The sequence below is a fragment of the Dinoroseobacter sp. S375 genome, assembly GCF_049800775.1.
Lineage (GTDB): Bacteria > Pseudomonadota > Alphaproteobacteria > Rhodobacterales > Rhodobacteraceae > Dinoroseobacter.
The window spans coordinates 15,595-31,251 of the sequence record NZ_JBNAFR010000019.1; the positions used below are offsets into that span (position 1 = coordinate 15,595).

A 15,657-nucleotide genomic window follows, 5' to 3' on the forward strand; every position below is an offset into this window, starting at 1 on the left:
CAACCCCGCCCTGGTTCCCGACCGTTTGGGGAACCGAGCTCAGGATCAGGTGTTGGCCCTGTGTCCCCCCGGGGCGTTTCTTGCCGCGTATCCCGCGCGCCACCGCCCAGATCAGGAGCCCGAACATGGTCAAATCGATCCTTCACAGCACTGCCCTGAAACTGGAATCCGCCTTCGCCCGCATCAGGCCGTCTCGCGCCCGGACGGCGGCGTCCCTCGACACCTATCTCGGCTACACGACGCAGACGGAAATCGTGCTGCGCGGGCGTGTGCTGGCCCAGCCCTCGGCGCTGTCGAATACCGCCGGAACCAGCCGGGTCGCCAATATCGCGCATATGCTGAAGCTGTTTGTCACCCGCGAAGTGGCCGATGTGCCGCTTACCTGTGGCGGGGTACAAACCCGGTCCAACGAGGAGGGCTATTTCGAGCTCCGCCTCCCGCGCACCCATACGCCAGGATTTCACAGCTGCACTGTCACCCTGCCCGATGGGACGGAAACGGAATGTCCCTTTCTGGTCACCGACGCGGCAGCACCGGCCATGGTTATCAGCGATATCGACGATACGGTGCTCCAGACCGGGGCATGGTCCCTGACCCGCAACCTGTGGACGACGTTCTCCGGCAGTCTCGGCTCGCGTCAGATGCACGAGGATGCCGTCGCTCTCTATGGCGGCCTGGCCGAGAGCCGGGGGTTGCCGTTCTTCTATGTCAGCTCGTCGCCATGGAACCTCTATGGCTTCCTCTCCGAGCTCTTCCGCCGCTCTGCCCTGCCCCGGGGCCCGATGTTTCTGCGCGATCTCGGTCTGGATCAGGACAAGTTCGTGACCAGCGGTCATGGCTCCCACAAGGGCGACAGCATCGACACGCTTCTCGCGGCGAACCCGTCCCTGCCCGCGATCTTGTGCGGCGACACGGGGCAGGAAGATGCGCGCATCTACCATGACGTGATCCAACGGCACCCGAACCGCATCCGGGCCGTGCTTCTGCGCACGCCCGGCCCCGGCGTCGATGCAGCTGACAAGGTCGATCTCGCCGCGCTGAAAAAGACCGGCGTCCCGGTCTTCGCCGGTCGCGACTTCATGGCCTTCGCCGATGATCTCGCAGCCTTGGTGACCTCCGAGCCGGGCTGAGCCCCCTGCCCTGCCCGGTCGCAGACGTAGCCCGCGCAGGGCCTTCACGCCTCCCGACACTCTCCTCGCCGCCCCGGACCGACAGTCCGACCCGGCGATGCCATGTGATGCCATGAAAAAAGCGCACCGCATCGCGGCACGCTTCTTTCCGAAGTACGGGGGAAAGGTCCGACCGTAACACGAACGGTCGGGACGGATCAGGCCGCCTTGCGGTTGATCTTGCCTTCGGCCAGCTCTGTGAAGCGGCGGTCGCCGTCATAGGACGCGTCGAGGCACTGGTCCAGCTTGTGCGCGTCGTCCTTGAGCTCCAGACGCTCGGCGAACGCCTTGCAGCAGCCATAGCCCGCAATCGCGTAATGGGCCATCCGCTGGTACTGGGTGATGATCATGGCGTCCTGCGCGTCCTTGTCGCCGAAGTCCTCTTCAATGCCATGGGCGCGCGCTTCCTTCACGAGGCCTTCCATGCCCTTGCAATGCTCGCCGTGGGGATCGGCACCATGGGCGCGGATGATTTCTTCGAGCGAGTCCATGCCCCGGTGAATGCCCGACACGCCATCTTCGAGCGCTGCCTTGAGACCCTCATCCGACGCGGCCCCCGCCAGTTCGTTGGTTGCCGTCACCGATTGCTTGCAGGCGCTGTAGATGTCCTGCAGCTGGTCGATATAGACGTCCTTGAGCGAATTCAGTCCCATTGGGAACCCTCCTGAATTGATATGATTGGTGCCGGATCAACCCCCCGGCCCCGGATCAGTTCCCCAATGACGTGACCGGAAATCCTCAACCCTTCAACGTAGGCTCACAGGGGTCACGACGATGGGCATCAAGTCGCTAAAACGGCTCTTCTCAAGGGGATTTGAGCGCAAAACCACCCTGATCAGTCGGGAGACAGCGCCGTCCGGATGCGGGCGAGCATGTGGCGCGGCTGCATCTCCGGCGGCAAGGGTCCCTGCCCCGTCTCCGTATACCCGAAGGCCCGCGCCACATCCGGCAACGGCGCGCCCCCCATGCTCAGATAGCCCGCGTTCCGGTCCAGCACCTCTTCGTCGGTCCGTGCGAAATCGCGCGGCGCAAGGTCCAGGAACCGGGCGAGCTGTGCGCTCATCTGATCGGGCGCCGCGCAGAAATCCTCGTAGCGCAGCACGATCGCGTTGTGCAGATAGGGCAGATCATCCAAGAGCAGGCGATGCGCCCTGCCCCAATGCGCCAGCAACTCCGCCTCGCTGCGCAAGGACCATTTCGCCGTGGCCCGGCAGCACGCCACCGGATGACGTATGACGAACACGAATTGCGACGCCGGAAAGAGCTGCTGATAGAGCCGCGACCGCAGCAGGTTGACCGGCGACTTCTCGATCCGCCACGGTGCGCTCGGGGCAAACCACGGGGCCCATTCCGCTGACAGGCGTGCCGCAACCTCCGCCGTGTTGAACCGGCTCTCCTCGGTCAGATGCTGCGCGGGATCCTCCGCGAACGCTCCGGGTATCCCATGCCGTGCCGTATGCGGTATCGCACCCTGCAGGTAGACGCCTTCCTGCTCGGGCACGGGCGCGTGGGTGATGCCGCTCACATCCCGATGCCGGGCGAGGCTGCGCGCCACGAGCGACGTGCCCGAGCGATGCAGCCCCCCGACAAAGACGTAGCGCGGCCTCATGCCCGCGCGCCCGCGGTCGACATCCTCATCCCACGATCAGGCCAAGGCCGAACAGCACCGCCGCCCCGCCAAACACCGCAATCTTGCGCACGAGATCCGCGTCCATGATCAGCGCCTTGTCCGACGCGCGATCCCCGAAAATCCCCCGCGCCGAAGGCGCACGCGCCACGGGTTCGTCGATATTGCCGGCCCGGTAGCCCTCCTGATCCATCTCGGACTTCTGCATGTCCGCGCCATCCCCGGCCAGCTTCTTGTCCAGCCAGTCCGGCAGGATCATCTGCCCGATCACCAGTTGCAGAACCGATTTGCCCACAAGAACCTCGCGCAAGTTCCCCTTGATCGCCTTCATCACCGCATCGGCGGCCACTTCGGGCTGATAGATCGGGGGCGCGGGCTGTGGCGCCTTGTCGAACCGGTTCCGCGCCCACTCGAACTGGGGCGTGTTGATCGCCGGAAGCTGCACCAGCGAGAGATAGATCCCCCGGTTCTCCCGGATCAACTCGCTGCGCACCGCCGAGGTGAAGCCGTTGATCGCGTGCTTGGCCCCGCAATAGGCCGACTGCATTGGCACCGCGCGATAGGACAAGCCGGACCCGATATTGACGATATTGCCCGCGTCCATCACCGTCAGAGCCGCGCGCGTGCCATTGACCTGACCGTGATAGGTGGTGTCCGTGATCTTCTCGAACTCCTCAGCAGCCATCTTGGCAAAGGGGGAAAACGCAGTCAGCATCGCGGAGTTGACCCAGATCACGGGCTGACCGAGCGTGTCGCGGACCGTCTGCGCGGCGCCCATCACCGCATCGGCCTCCGACACGTTGCAGACCTGCGTCAGAACCTTGTCCCCGAACCGAGCCTGCAACTCGTCCAGCCGCTCCGCCCCACGCGCGAGGATCGCCACCGCATATCCCTCACGGACAAGCCGCTCTACCACAGCGAGGCCGACACCAGCCGAGCCCCCCGCCACCACCGCGACCCGGCTCATGACATGCGCTCCGCGCGTGGGAATTTGAATTGACCTTGCAGGGTCGCAGCGCACGCCCGTCCTGTTTCGATGCTGACCGTCATCTTATTCACCCTCTGTGGAAATCTCTGTCACAGAGGCAACGGCTCTACCGGGTTTGAGTTCCGAACACCTGCCTTGGGCGATCAGACAAAGGCTTCCGGGTGCAGCTCCGTCCAGAAGGCAATGATACCCCGCGCATTCAGCGGCGACATCCACCCGTGCCGCTCGAAATCGGCCCGGGCTTCGGGGCTGTCCAACTGCGAGGCAAAGAGCCGCCGATCCGCATCCCGCTGGGTCGGAGACCGCGCCGCGATCAGGGTCCGGATGCGCCCGAGCTGATCGGCGCGACCTCCGGCAACCGGCGGAGAAACCGGCTCTTCGAAAGGGGTTTGCTGCGCCTCCAACACTGCCGACAGGTATCCCACCGGGCTGCGCACGCCCTCGCGGGACCCCAGGTAATCCAGCTTCTCTGCAACGGCCTGTTCGCCGTGATCCTCCAACCACTGGCGCGCCAGCCGGTCGCTGACGCCCAGCCCGCGCAGCCGGCCATAGACCGGCCCCGTGCGCAATCCGGCCCCGTCGTCGATATTGAGGATCGACAATTGCGGATTGCGCGAGATCAGAAACCGGATCGCGGCGACCCGCCGACCTCGTTTCTGGATTTCCGGCGTCAGGATGATATCCGAGGTCCGGTTCACCTCGGCCACGGCTGGCTTGATGATCTTCGCGTTCAGATGTTTGTAACTCTCGTAATAGGCACTGCCATCCACGCCCATAAGCCTGCGAAACAGGTCCAGTGGCCACCATCCGGTGGACCCTGTCCGCACGAAACGAAAGCAGTTCTCGTAGAGAGCCAGCGCATGTCCGGACGTGAACCTGCGCTGAATATCGAGATTGATCAGCGCAAAGACCTTCGGGTCATGCAGTTTTTCCGCCAAGGCCGACGAATATCCGTATTCGCAGACACCATCCTTCAGCTTGGCATAGGCCAGAAGGCTTGAGATCCCCCATTCCTCCCGCCCGGCGTCATCCAGCATGTTCCACTCGGCCGTTGTCTCTGCCAGCCCGCGCAGCGACGCCTTGAGCGTATCCACATCGTTGGAATTGTAGCCCACCATGTGACAGAGCGTTCTCGCGTCTATGGCGTGCTGTGTCCGGGTGGTCAGCGTATCATAGGCGTTCAGCAGCAAGACATTTGACAGCTTGCGCTGCAATAGCGTCAGCTTGCCCGATACATGGATCGCGGCCACACTCTTTTTGACCGATCCGCGCCGAAGGGCGCCGGTCAAGTGATCCTTCTGAGGACGCTCCGACATGATATGTCCTGACTGCTCGATTCGGAGGATTGTTTTCGCCCAGTATCCCCGCAAAGGCACCCATGCTCAAGGGCATCGCGGGTTCCCAAGAAGCCGTGCGATAGGTTCCCGTTTACGGGACGTCTGAATCTCTCAGGCACCTGTTTACGGGACCATCGCGTCCCAGCGCACCGAATTACGGCAAAAACCCTTGCAAAGAGCCTGTATAGGCATGGGATGCCTGCGAATCGGCACCTGTCATCCCGTATTCGGGTCCCAAAACCCCTGCATACAGGCACCTGTGGACCCGTACCCGGACACCCAAACAGAACCAAATTATTGATACTGTTATATATTTCAGGGGTAAAGACTCTAAAGTATTCAAAGATCTTAAAACGACCATGGTCGTGCGTTGTTGATTTTAGAGCCTTATTTCGCAGATGCGTGGCTTCACACTTTCACTTTTGTCCAGTCATGTGCGATATTTTCTGAAACATCACAAATAATCGAGCACATCTCAGAGGATCGCATGCCCCCATCAGGCAAGACCCCCCTGCCCCCTTATACCAACCTGGACCCCGAAGCGGCGGCCGCAAAGCTCTCGGATCCCATCGATACCATCCGGTTCGCCAAGGCGGCAACATTCGCTGCGAAAGGCAGGGATGATCTTGCCCGTCGGGGCTATGCGCCAGACGGCAAGAAACGCTTGCGCCGCTTCTCGACATGGGAGGTGTGTCGCTATCTGATCCCGGTGGCGCCCGCGCATTTCCGACGCGTGCTCAAGGCGCATCCCGACCTGCCCCAAGGCACGGGTGAAGGTGGCTCCAAATGGTTCACCCTCGATGAGGTTCTGGCCCTTCGCAATCACTTCGATGCAGAGGGGGTCTCGACCCGGGAATACCGGCCCTGGAGGCCCGAGGGCCTGCCGGCGAAGGTGATCGCAGTTGCCAATTTCAAGGGCGGCGTGGGCAAAACCTCGACCGCGGCGCATCTGGCCATGTCGGCGGCGCTGGATGGTTACAAGGTGCTGGTCATCGATCTCGACAGCCAGGGGTCCATGACTTCCATCATGGGGGGAACGGTCGAGGATGAATGGCAGACGGCCTTTCCGCTCATCGCCAAGGATTATGCTCAGGCTCTGCAGGCAGAGAACACCGTGCGCGCGGCCGCAGGGCAACCCGCCCTGCCCTTCGACGAGACATTGACCGAGGCGCTGGACGTTTCGCCGCGCGACCTGATCCAGCCCACCCATTGGCCGAATATCGATCTGATCGGGGCGCAGCTGAACCTCTACTGGGCCGAGTTTCAGGTGCCGGTCTGGCGGATGCAGCTGCGCTCCTGGCCGCTCTGGGACGGGCTGACCAACGCGCTGGAAGGCGCAGGGCTGCTGGACGACTACGACATCGTGCTGCTCGATACCCCGCCCGCATTGGGATATCTGACGATCAACGCGCTGGCGGCGGCGGATATCCTGCTTGTCCCGCTCGGGGCATCCTTTCTGGAGTTCGACAGCACCGGCCGGTTTTTTGACATGCTGTACTCGACCTTCGCGAGCATCGAGGATGGCGAGAACGCGGCCCGGCGGCGGGACGGATTGCCGGAGATGCGGTTCGAGTGGGATGCGGTCCGGGCGCTGATCACCCGGTTCGACGCGAACCAGCAGACCGATCTGGCCAACGTGATCCAAGCCTATTTCGGGGATTTCATGACGACCTATCGGCAGGACTACACGGCCATGGTCGGACAGGCGGGGGAGCAGGTGAATGGCATCTACGAGGCCGATTACCGCGACTTCAACCGGGATACCTATATCCGGGGTCGCGAGACATTCGACCGGACATGGGCCGAGGTGAAGGATATTCTGATCGGGACCTGGTGGCGGGATTTGCAAATGGCGAAGGCAGAGAAAGGGGCACAGGATCATGGCTAAGCGCAGACGGTTGGAAACTCCAAGCTCCGAAGACCTGACGAAGATCGATGCAGAGTTTCGCCGCGACACACCTGCTCGACCTGCAGCTCCTATCGCGCAGGTGGCGGCTGACGCAGCGGCGCTGGCCCCGACGCAGGATACCTCCTCCCGCGCGGAGGCGGCCAAGGACAAGACAGATGCGGAGCGGATGCGGCTGGCCGAGGCGGAAGGGCTTCTGATTCAGGAGATCCCGCTGGACGAGATCGATGCGGAGGCGATGGTCCGGGACCGTATGACTCTTCTGGAAGAAGACTTGCTCGAACTGCGGCTGTCCATTGCCGAGCACGGCCTGCGTCTGCCGATCGAGGTGTTCGAACTGACGGAACCCCGCGAGGGCCGGCGCTATGGATTGCTGTCGGGCTATCGACGGCTGATGGCCTATCGGTATCTCGACAAGCTCAACAAGTCGGACCGCTACGCCCGGATCAAGGCCTTGGTCCGGCCGCGTCAGGCCATCGATACGGCCTATACCGCCATGGTCGAGGAGAACGAGATCCGGGCGTCGCTGAGCCATTACGAGCGGGGGCGGATCGCGGTCATCGCTGCGAACCAGGGGGCGTTTGCCAATGTCGAGATGGCGGTGGAAAAGCTGTTCTCGTCGGCGAGCAAGGCCAAACGCTCCAAGGTGCGGAGTTTTGCTCTGGTCTTTGAGGAGCTGGGCGACATGTTGGCCTTCCCGGAGGCGCTGACCGAGCGGCGCGGGCTCCAGCTTGCGACGGCACTGCGGGGCGGGGCGGAGCAGCGGTTCCGCGTGGTTCTGGAGGAGGGCAAGCCGAGCACGCCCGATGAGGAGTGGCAGCTTCTGGAGCTGGTGGTGTCCGAGGCCGATGAGATGCCGCGCAAGGTCAAGCGGATGGGTCGCCCGAAGATGTCGGTCCCAGCGGCAGGATGGCATGGGCGGGATGTCTTGCAGACCTCTACAGGGGTCACCATTCGCCGCGAAACCGATGGGAAGGGCTATCTGCTGCGCTTGGAGGGGCGGTCGATCAATGCCGATTCCATGGAAGCGATCATGGTCCAGATCCGCAACCTTCTGGAAAGCGACGAACGGTCTTGATCGCTGCGAAACCCGCGCTTGGGGCGGGTTTCGCGCGCGAAACTCCGTGAAAAACAACACAAAATCAATATCTTAGTTTTCGAACGTCGCGCGAAACCAAGATTTGACAGCATTGCTAGCAAACCAGCAAGCCCGCGAGTCTGATCCTCGGGATGACGAAACGCGCCGCCCCGCAATGCAGGAAGGCGGTCGCGCGTCATCCCGGGCCTGAGAGGCGGGGTCTTAAACGGCTTCCTTGAGTTTGGGCACGGGGGTTGGAAACTCGATAGGGTGAAACCGGATCTCGGGCACAACTGAGGGCCGGGCGGCGATCACCTCGCCATACAGCGTCTCGTAGTGGGACATCATCCGGTCCAGCCCATAGCGGCGCTCGGCATGCTGCTGTACGGCGCGGCGGTCCAACTTCATGGCGGCTCGCAGGGCGCGGGCCAGTTGTGCGGGGTCGCTATCGCGGGTGAGGACCCCGCCGGGCCCGACCACCTCGGCCACACCGCCGCGCGGCAGGGCGGCGACAGGCACGCCGCAGGCCATGGCCTCGATCGCGACGAGCCCGAAGGGTTCCTCCCAACAGGGGGTGAAGGCCAGAACCGAGGCGCGGGACAGGGCGCGTGCGAGGCTGGCGCTGTCGAGATGACCTTCATAGGTGATCTGGTCGGACAGGGCGGGGGCCACCTCGGCCTCGAAATAGTCGCGATGCTCGATCACGCCATAGATCCGCAGGCGCAGCCCGGCCTGTCGCGCGGCGGCGATGGCCAGATGCAGGCCCTTGGTCGGGGTGATGCGCCCGGACCAGACCGCCGTGCCGTCGCCCTCGGCACGGAAGGGCCATGTGTCGAGGTCGATTCCGTTGGGCACCACGCGGATATCCGGGCCGAAGGGCGGGTCCCACCATTGTGCGCCATGGGCCTCGCTGCAAACGGTCACGCGGGCCCACGGGCAGCGGCCATCCTCGACCCCCCGGCGCAGCGCATCAAAGGGCGGGATATGCAGGCTGGTCACCATGGGGAGACCAGCGGCGCGGCCCAACCGGGGCAGGTAGCGGTGCAGGGTGTTGTTGTGGATCACATCGAAGGTGCCGTCGCGCAGGATCTCGACCGCGCGGGCAAAGGCGGTATCCAGATGGGTGTTCAGAGCCTCGGTGCCGTGGAACTGGTGCCAGGGATACGCGGCGTCGTAATGGCTGGGCACGATAGGGCAGAGGGGCAGGGCGGGATCGCTGTCGCCTGCAGCCAGGAGCGTGACGTCATGGCCCCGGGCGCGCAGGCCCTGTACGAGGCTCCAGCTATGGGCTTCCATCCCGCCCATGAACGGACGCGCGATCGGGTGGCGGATATGGCTGACGACGGCGATGCGCATGGGCTCACTCCGCCGCGGGCAGGATCATGGCGGCTTGCGCCCGGTCCACCTCGGCCCGGCGGGCGCGGGTATGGCCGTCGGATCCGGTGAGCCCTTGCAGGTGATCGAGCACACGCCGGGTGGTGACGAAGGGTTCATGGTCCTCCTGCACGCAGAGCGCCCGGTCCGCCTCGGAGACTGGCCGTAGGATGCGGAGCCCGTCGGGGGTATTCTCGATCAGGCCCATGAGTTTGAAGGCATAGAGCCAGTGTTCCATGGTCCGGTGTCCCCATTTCGCTGCGAAAATCTCGGCGTTGCGCAGGATCGAGGGCAGATGGTGGACGGGCGGCATGAAGTGGCGGTGGTGCTGGTGGTAGGTTCGCCCGCCTTTCATCCAGTGGATCGGAATGCCGCGTTCCGCGACCGAGCGGGCGAAGTCCGTGTCCTCGCCGCCATAGCCGGTAAAGGCTTCGTCGAAGCCTCCGGAACGGGCCCAGGTGTCGCGGGTGACGGCGAAGTTCAGCGACCAGAAGCAGCGGTAGTCCTCGCACCGGCGCAGGCCGCGCGGGGGTGGGCCCTGACGGTCGGGGTGACGCTGGGCCAGTCGGGCAAAGCGCGCGAAGTCGAGCCCGGACTCGGTGGCGCCGCGGGGCAGGTAGCCGACCTCGCCCATGAGCAGGCCCGGATCGGAGCGCAGGGCGAAGGCGTAGTCTTCGAGTGCGGCGGGGTCGGGGATGCAGTCGACATCCAGAAACACCAGCTGATCCCCCCGGGCGAGGGTGGCGGCGGTGTTGCGCGCTTCGGCCAGGGGCAGCTCCGGGCGGGGCAGGGTGATCTGGCGCAGGGGGAAGGGCAGGCGGGGCAGGTCGTGGAACGGGGCCTCCTGCATGGCGACGAGGATCACCTCATCCGGTTGCCGCGTCTGGGCCGCCAGCCCAAGGAGCGTGTGACGCAGGTGGGTTTCGCGGCCGGTGGCGAGGGTGATCGCGGAGAGCGTGGTCATTGGTCTGCATCCATGGTTGTGGCGGGAGAGGGGCTGTGTGCTGTGGCAGGGGTCGGGACAGGCGCGCGGGTGGCACCGCCCCAGAGGCGGGCGCAGAGGTTTTCGAGCCAGTGCGCCGTGTCGATCGCGGCCTCCGGGTGGTCCAGGGAGGCCTGGCGCGCGGGATCGTGGATCTGGCAGGTGATCTCGAGCGTGCTGCGCCAGCCGTCCTCGGAGCCGGGCAGGTGGGCGCGGGTATGGGCCGCGCCGATGCGGGCGAGGGCCCGGGCCTTTTCGATCTGCTCGTCGAAATAGCACCATTCGGGCACGACGAGCCACGGGCGGCGCGCGGCCAGAACCTGAGCGCAGACGGTGTTGCCGGCGCTGGAGATCACGAGGTCTGCGGCGGCGATGTAGTCTGCGGCGTCCGGCACCCATCCCAGATGGTGCAGATTGCCCGGCACGGTCGCGTGCCAGTCCCGGGTCACGGTGCCGATGGTGATCCATTGGTGATCGGGGGTGGCGCGCGCCCCGACAGAGAGCGGCGCCTCGGACAGCCCGTGACCGCCAGCGCCAGACAGGGCCAGCACGATCCGGCCACGCGCGGGCAAGCCCAGCCGTCGGCGGGCGGCGGCCCGGTCCGGCGCTGGCCCGTCGCATCCGAGCCCCGGGGCGAAATGGATCTTGCGCAGCATGTCGTGAGGCCAATCCGGTTGGGCCAGCGCCTTGTGGAAGGGGGCCAACAGGCCGGCGGCCCCGTCATAGGCGGCCCTGTGCCCGGGATCCGCGCGCAATCCGTGTTGCAGGATCTTCACATGGGGCACGGAGCAGAGCCGGGCGAGCTGCGCCACCTCGGCAGAGACGTCGACCACGAACAGGGCGGGGTTTGCCCGGGCGAACCATCCGGCCATCGCCCCCATGGCGTCCCGGATCCCGGGCCACCCCACCGGCGCGCAATGGACGGTGCGCGGTGCGGGCAGCTCGGCGCAGCCCGCGGCCTCGCGTCCGGAGCGCTCGAAAAGCGACGGGATCTCGATCACCCGGGCGCGCCCGGCCACATCGGACATCAGTCCGGCATCGGCGCAGAACACGGTCACGGGTCTCTCCGCAGGCAGGGCTTCGATGATCCGACAGGTCCGCGTGGCGTGTCCACGGCCCTGGTGATGGACGAAGAACCCGATGGGTTGGGCCACAGGCACCGGCATCTGCGCGGCGTCGAGGGGAAAATCGCGCATGGTCTACTCCGCGGCCAGGGTGGGGGAGACGAGGTCGTGGCCTTGCAGCCCCTCGAGAACGCCGGCGGCATGGGCGGCGCGGCTCCGCTGCAGCCCGGGCCTGTCGAGATGGGCAATCTCGGGCAGGGCATTGGCGGGCAGGATCGCGGTGCCGCACATCTCGAGCATCTGGAGATCGTTGCCACTGTCCCCGGCGGCGATACAGTCCTCGGCGCGCAGGCCGTGGCGGGCGGCTTCGAAGAGGATCGCGTTGCCCTTGCCCGCACGGCGGGGAAGAATGTCGATGAACCGACCATGGGACGCGATGACCTCGGCGGCGAGACCGGCATCGGACAGGGTGTCACGGATCCGCGTCGCCTCGGCGGTGGTGCCGAAAAAGCCGCGCTTGAACCGGCGTTGCTCCCAGACCGGTTGCGGTCGCAGGTTCAGCGGCCCGAGGGCGTCGTCGATCAGGTCTCCGAACCAGTCGGGCCCGATATGGCAGGCGAAATCGCGACAGGGGCGCAGCTGGCCGGTGTCGTCCCGCCGCCAGATTTCGCTGCCCACCGAGGGGATGAAGACATCGGGCTCCGGCAGGGCCCATTGGCGCAGAATGTCGCGTGCGGCCCCGAGGCTGCGGCCTGTGGCCAGCACGAAGAGCAGGTCCGGCCCGGCCAGCTCGCGCCATGTCCGAAAGGCCCGCGCGCCCTCGGCACAGCCGGTGAGCGTGCCGTCGAGATCGCAGGCGAGCACCCGGCGCGGCGGGGTCGCCCGGCGGGCGCGGACCCGGGGAGGTGCGGCAAGGTTTGCGATGGTTTCGAGACTGCGTGCGGCCCAGAGATCCCAGTCATAGGTTTCGGCGACGCGATGGCGCGTCTTGCGGGCGCTGTCCCGTTCCGCGGGGTCCGTCAATGCCCGCAGGCAGGCGGCGGCGATGGCCTCCGGATCGGCGGGATCGACGAGCTGACCTGTCTGCAGGCGGCCCAGAATGTCGAGCGGCCCGCCATTGCGCCCGGCCACCAGCGGGACCCCGGCGGCGGCGGCCTCCAGCAGGGTCAGACCGAAGGGCTCGTGGAGCGCCGGATTGACGAACACGCCGTCCCGTGCGGCCCGGGCATAGAGCGCGGCCACATCCCGGCGCGTGTGGCTTGGGGGCAAGGCGACCTTCCCCTGTAGCCCGTGGCGAGCGATGGCGGCGCGCAGCTCGCTGAGTACGAGCGCCTGTTCCGGGTCGATTCTGGCATCCTCGCCATGCTGTCCGGCCAGAATGACCAGATTGGCGGCCCGTTGCAGCGTGGGACTGCGCCCATACATGGCGACCAGCGCTCCGAGGTTCTTTTTTCGCACCGGGCGCGCGACTGCGAGGATCATGGGTTTGTCCGGCTGATCCAGTTGGTCGGCGAGCAGGGCAGGGGGCTCGGCCGCCTCGCTCGGGGCTGGTGTCAGGGTCAGGCCGGGCGGAATGCACAGGGTCTTGCCCTCGGCCGCCGGGACGTAATTGGTGATCTGCCGTTCGGCCTCATCCCGGGAGGACACGATCAGGGCGTTCGTCTCTTCGATGGCGCGCCGCTCGCGGATGGTGCGTGCCACCAGCGCGTCGCAGATCCGCGCCTCGCCGCAATCGAGCTTTTCCAGCCCAAGGGAGTGCGGGGTATAGATCCAGGGGATCCCAAACGCCTCGGACGCCGCGCGCGCGAGGACGGCGGCATCGTCGAAATGGGCGTGGATCACGTCGGGGAGGGGGCGGGCGCGCAGATGGTCGAGAAAGGCGGATTGCAGCGCAGGGAGTTCCGCAATCAGTGCGGCGTTTTCGAGATAGGCGGTCGAGGCAGAGGCGAGGCGGTGGATCGTCAGCTTGGGGCCGACAAGCTCGGTTTCGGCGGCATGGACCGGATCCAGATCGGGTTCGGTAAAGGCCCGGGTGATGATGTCGACCCGGTCCACCTCGGGGCGTCTTGCCTGGGCCTGTGCGGCGTCGAGCACATAGGCGATGTGTCCGCCCGTATCGCGGGTGATGCCGAACTGGACCGGTGGTGCCTTCAGGCATCCCCCGAGGGCGATATGGACGATGTTCATGGGCAAGCTCCTTTGCGCGGGGTGCAGGCGCTGGACGGATCGATCAATGCGCGCCCCCCTGTAGGTCAACGGGTTGCCATGGGTCCTCGGAGGGGGTCCTTACCCCGGGGCTCGACGCCGAAACTGGTGTCATGCTGTCCCTTTTCCTCATCACAACTCCGGGCGGTGACGCTGTGCTTTGCGCGTGCCGCCTTATGGTCAGGCAAGTGATCGGGGGGGCGGAGGGTTCCGTGCAAACCCTTAATATCGCGGAACTATTAAACTAGATCAGCAAAATGGCACCGGACAATTGTCGGGGGGTCCGCTAGCCTCAGGGCCCTGACTTTCCTTTTATTCAAGGAACTTGAGGGCGCATCGACGCGTTCTGTGACCATGATACCGGCCATTCACATTTCCACCACCCGTCCGCAGGGCGAGAGCCTAGGGCGCGCATCCTCCGGGATGGCAGCGGCGGGAAATGACGGCTGGTTCCGACCCACGGGGGCGCTGTGCGGTGTATCTGCGTAACGGATCGAACAGCGAAAGCTGCCTGGCCTCGCGCCTGAGCCGCTATATCGACCTGACGGAGGCCGAGTTGCGGTTCGTGGCGCGCATGGAGCGGGATTCGCGGCCCCTGAAACGCCGTCAGGCGATTTACGAGATCGGCGAGCTCACCGAGGAATTGCACGTGGTGAAATACGGCTGGGCGCTGGTCTATGGCGCGCCGGTCCGGGGGCGCCGACCAATCCTGCACATCTACCTTCCGGGCGATGTGATGGGCATGGCGGAGATCGCACAGACCCATGCCGTCCATGCGACGGTCATGCGGACCGATGGCATGATCTGCCCGTTTCCGCGGGCGGCGATTGCGGACATGTATGCGCAGGTGCCGCGTCTCGGCGCGCTGATCATGGCGCTGAACAGTCTCGAGCATCTCGGCCTGCGCCAGCGCTTTGCCGCGGCCACCAGCCTGAACGCGGAGGCGGCGCTGATCCAGTTCCTGCTGGCGCTGAAGAACCGTCTGGACGCCGCCCAGACCCAAGAGACCGCGCGGTTTTACATGCCCTTGACTCAGTCGGAACTGGGCGATCATCTGGGCCTGACATCGATCTATATCAATCGCCTGCTGCGCCGGTTGAATGATCGGGGCGTTCTCACATTGCGCGACAAGCATGTGCAAATCCACGACCCCGACGCGGTGAGCGAGACCGCCGGACTGCGCAATGACTGGACGAATATCGACCAATCGTGGTTTCCTGCCTAAACTACTTTAGGAAAACGGGAATTACGGCTTTTGCGATGCCGGGCCGGGCGTAAGCTGGTGGGCGTGGATATGACGCCCAAACAGAGGTCCCAGCAAGGGACAGGCGCGCCGAGGCCGGATAACCTGCGGCTTCGGCTCAGGCGCGAGACCTCTGCCCTGTCGCAGGATCTCGACCGGGTGCAGCGCATTCCGGATCTGAGCGGCGTCGCGGGGTTGTCGCAATTCCTCATGGTGCAGCGCATCATGATGGGGATCTTGGCGCGTCATCGGGTCGGAACCCTGTCGCGCGAGATCATTCCGGATCTGGCGCAGCGGGCCAAGGGCGATCTGATCACCCTGGGGGCGCGCGTCCCGCTCCATGCGAACACCCTGAATGACGAGCTCGCTGACGTGCATGGCAGTGCGGTCGATTACGTTGTGCTGGGGGCGCGGGTGCGAATGGATATTCTCGAACGCAAATGGCGCGCGTCCACCGTGCCAGAGGTGCGGCTTGCACGTGCGTTCATGTCAGCCCCGGAGGATTTCACCCTGTGGCGGACCTGCGTCCTGCATCTGCAGCGGCACCGGGCGACGGGTCCGGAGGCGGACCGTATCGTTTCGGACGCGCACAAGATCTTTGCGGCTTTCGGCGTGGTCGTGCATGGCATCGTCCTGCACGAGGCAGCGACGCCTCGCTAGTCCCCCAACGAGTTGGGGTGTCGC

At 65.3% G+C, this 15,657-nt stretch carries 13 protein-coding genes; 5 read left to right on the forward strand and 8 right to left on the reverse strand.

The features are described from left to right. The first annotated feature begins 125 nt into the window (after positions 1–125). Complete coding sequence (locus ACP150_RS21970) at positions 126–1,130, forward strand: phosphatase domain-containing protein (RefSeq protein ID WP_424968872.1); 1,005 nt, start codon at positions 126–128, stop codon at positions 1,128–1,130. A gap of 197 nt (positions 1,131–1,327) precedes the next feature. Here the strand turns inward: ACP150_RS21970 and ACP150_RS21975 are convergent, their stop codons facing one another. The 4 genes from ACP150_RS21975 to ACP150_RS21990 form a co-directional block, all read right to left on the reverse strand. Continuing rightward, positions 1,328–1,822: a ferritin-like domain-containing protein gene (locus tag ACP150_RS21975; protein ID WP_424968873.1), complete on the reverse strand. Its 495-nt coding sequence runs from the start codon at positions 1,820–1,822 to the stop codon at positions 1,328–1,330. Positions 1,823–2,004: 182 nt separating this feature from the next. Beyond that, a complete protein-coding gene (locus ACP150_RS21980) occupies positions 2,005–2,778 on the reverse strand; it encodes a sulfotransferase family protein (RefSeq protein WP_424968874.1) in 774 nt (257 codons plus the stop codon). 25 nt (positions 2,779–2,803) lie between these two features. Then, entirely contained in the window at positions 2,804–3,763 is a 960-nt protein-coding gene (locus ACP150_RS21985) for an SDR family oxidoreductase (protein WP_424968875.1), read from the reverse strand. Positions 3,764–3,927: 164 nt separating this feature from the next. Then, positions 3,928–5,100, reverse strand: a complete 1,173-nt coding sequence (locus tag ACP150_RS21990) for a replication initiation protein (RefSeq protein WP_424968876.1) — start codon at positions 5,098–5,100, stop codon at positions 3,928–3,930. A 508-nt stretch (positions 5,101–5,608) separates the two neighbouring features. Between ACP150_RS21990 and ACP150_RS21995 the strand changes: the two genes are divergently transcribed. Continuing rightward, positions 5,609–7,009: an AAA family ATPase gene (locus tag ACP150_RS21995; protein WP_424968877.1), complete on the forward strand. Its 1,401-nt coding sequence runs from the start codon at positions 5,609–5,611 to the stop codon at positions 7,007–7,009. Then, positions 7,002–8,105: a ParB N-terminal domain-containing protein gene (locus ACP150_RS22000; RefSeq protein ID WP_424968878.1), complete on the forward strand. Its 1,104-nt coding sequence runs from the start codon at positions 7,002–7,004 to the stop codon at positions 8,103–8,105. The genes ACP150_RS21995 and ACP150_RS22000 overlap by 8 nt, the downstream gene beginning before the upstream one ends. 222 nt (positions 8,106–8,327) lie before the next feature. Here the strand turns inward: ACP150_RS22000 and ACP150_RS22005 are convergent, their stop codons facing one another. Genes ACP150_RS22005 through ACP150_RS22020 form a run of 4 tightly spaced genes read right to left on the reverse strand, consistent with a single transcriptional unit; the run spans position 8,328 to position 13,712 of the window. Then, positions 8,328–9,461 carry a glycosyltransferase family 4 protein gene (locus ACP150_RS22005; protein ID WP_424968879.1) on the reverse strand — a complete coding sequence of 378 codons (1,134 nt, stop codon included), beginning with the start codon at positions 9,459–9,461 and terminating at the stop codon, positions 8,328–8,330. Between the two features lie 4 nt (positions 9,462–9,465). Then, positions 9,466–10,443: a glycosyltransferase family 2 protein gene (locus ACP150_RS22010; protein ID WP_424968880.1), complete on the reverse strand. Its 978-nt coding sequence runs from the start codon at positions 10,441–10,443 to the stop codon at positions 9,466–9,468. Beyond that, positions 10,440–11,657 carry a glycosyltransferase gene (locus ACP150_RS22015; protein WP_424968881.1) on the reverse strand — a complete coding sequence of 406 codons (1,218 nt, stop codon included), beginning with the start codon at positions 11,655–11,657 and terminating at the stop codon, positions 10,440–10,442. The genes ACP150_RS22010 and ACP150_RS22015 overlap by 4 nt, the downstream gene beginning before the upstream one ends. Before the next feature lie 3 nt (positions 11,658–11,660). Continuing rightward, the gene (locus ACP150_RS22020; RefSeq protein WP_424968882.1) at positions 11,661–13,712 is read right to left on the reverse strand and encodes an HAD family hydrolase; all 2,052 of its coding nucleotides are present in this window, start codon (positions 13,710–13,712) and stop codon (positions 11,661–11,663) included. A 457-nt stretch (positions 13,713–14,169) separates the two neighbouring features. Between ACP150_RS22020 and ACP150_RS22025 the strand changes: the two genes are divergently transcribed. Together ACP150_RS22025 and ACP150_RS22030 are read left to right on the forward strand one after the other, a co-directional pair. Next, positions 14,170–14,955: a Crp/Fnr family transcriptional regulator gene (locus ACP150_RS22025; RefSeq protein WP_424968883.1), complete on the forward strand. Its 786-nt coding sequence runs from the start codon at positions 14,170–14,172 to the stop codon at positions 14,953–14,955. A gap of 69 nt (positions 14,956–15,024) precedes the next feature. Continuing rightward, positions 15,025–15,633: a hypothetical protein gene (locus ACP150_RS22030; RefSeq protein ID WP_424968884.1), complete on the forward strand. Its 609-nt coding sequence runs from the start codon at positions 15,025–15,027 to the stop codon at positions 15,631–15,633. The last annotated feature ends 24 nt before the right edge of the window (positions 15,634–15,657 follow it).

Bases quoted from the DNA above. Each gene is read 5' to 3' on its own strand.
- ACP150_RS22025 (WP_424968883.1), top strand. From the start codon at position 14,170: ATGACGGCTGGTTCCGACCCACGGGGGCGCTGTGCGGTGTATCTGCGT.
- ACP150_RS22000 (WP_424968878.1), top strand. From the start codon at position 7,002: ATGGCTAAGCGCAGACGGTTGGAAACTCCAAGCTCCGAAGACCTGACG.
- ACP150_RS22010 (WP_424968880.1), bottom strand. From the start codon at position 10,443: ATGACCACGCTCTCCGCGATCACCCTCGCCACCGGCCGCGAAACCCAC.
- ACP150_RS22020 (WP_424968882.1), bottom strand. From the start codon at position 13,712: ATGAACATCGTCCATATCGCCCTCGGGGGATGCCTGAAGGCACCACCG.
- ACP150_RS21990 (WP_424968876.1), bottom strand. From the start codon at position 5,100: ATGTCGGAGCGTCCTCAGAAGGATCACTTGACCGGCGCCCTTCGGCGC.
- ACP150_RS21985 (WP_424968875.1), bottom strand. From the start codon at position 3,763: ATGAGCCGGGTCGCGGTGGTGGCGGGGGGCTCGGCTGGTGTCGGCCTC.
- ACP150_RS21995 (WP_424968877.1), top strand. From the start codon at position 5,609: ATGCCCCCATCAGGCAAGACCCCCCTGCCCCCTTATACCAACCTGGAC.
- ACP150_RS22015 (WP_424968881.1), bottom strand. From the start codon at position 11,657: ATGCGCGATTTTCCCCTCGACGCCGCGCAGATGCCGGTGCCTGTGGCC.
- ACP150_RS22005 (WP_424968879.1), bottom strand. From the start codon at position 9,461: ATGCGCATCGCCGTCGTCAGCCATATCCGCCACCCGATCGCGCGTCCG.
- ACP150_RS22030 (WP_424968884.1), top strand. From the start codon at position 15,025: ATGACGCCCAAACAGAGGTCCCAGCAAGGGACAGGCGCGCCGAGGCCG.
- ACP150_RS21970 (WP_424968872.1), top strand. From the start codon at position 126: ATGGTCAAATCGATCCTTCACAGCACTGCCCTGAAACTGGAATCCGCC.
- ACP150_RS21980 (WP_424968874.1), bottom strand. From the start codon at position 2,778: ATGAGGCCGCGCTACGTCTTTGTCGGGGGGCTGCATCGCTCGGGCACG.
- ACP150_RS21975 (WP_424968873.1), bottom strand. From the start codon at position 1,822: ATGGGACTGAATTCGCTCAAGGACGTCTATATCGACCAGCTGCAGGAC.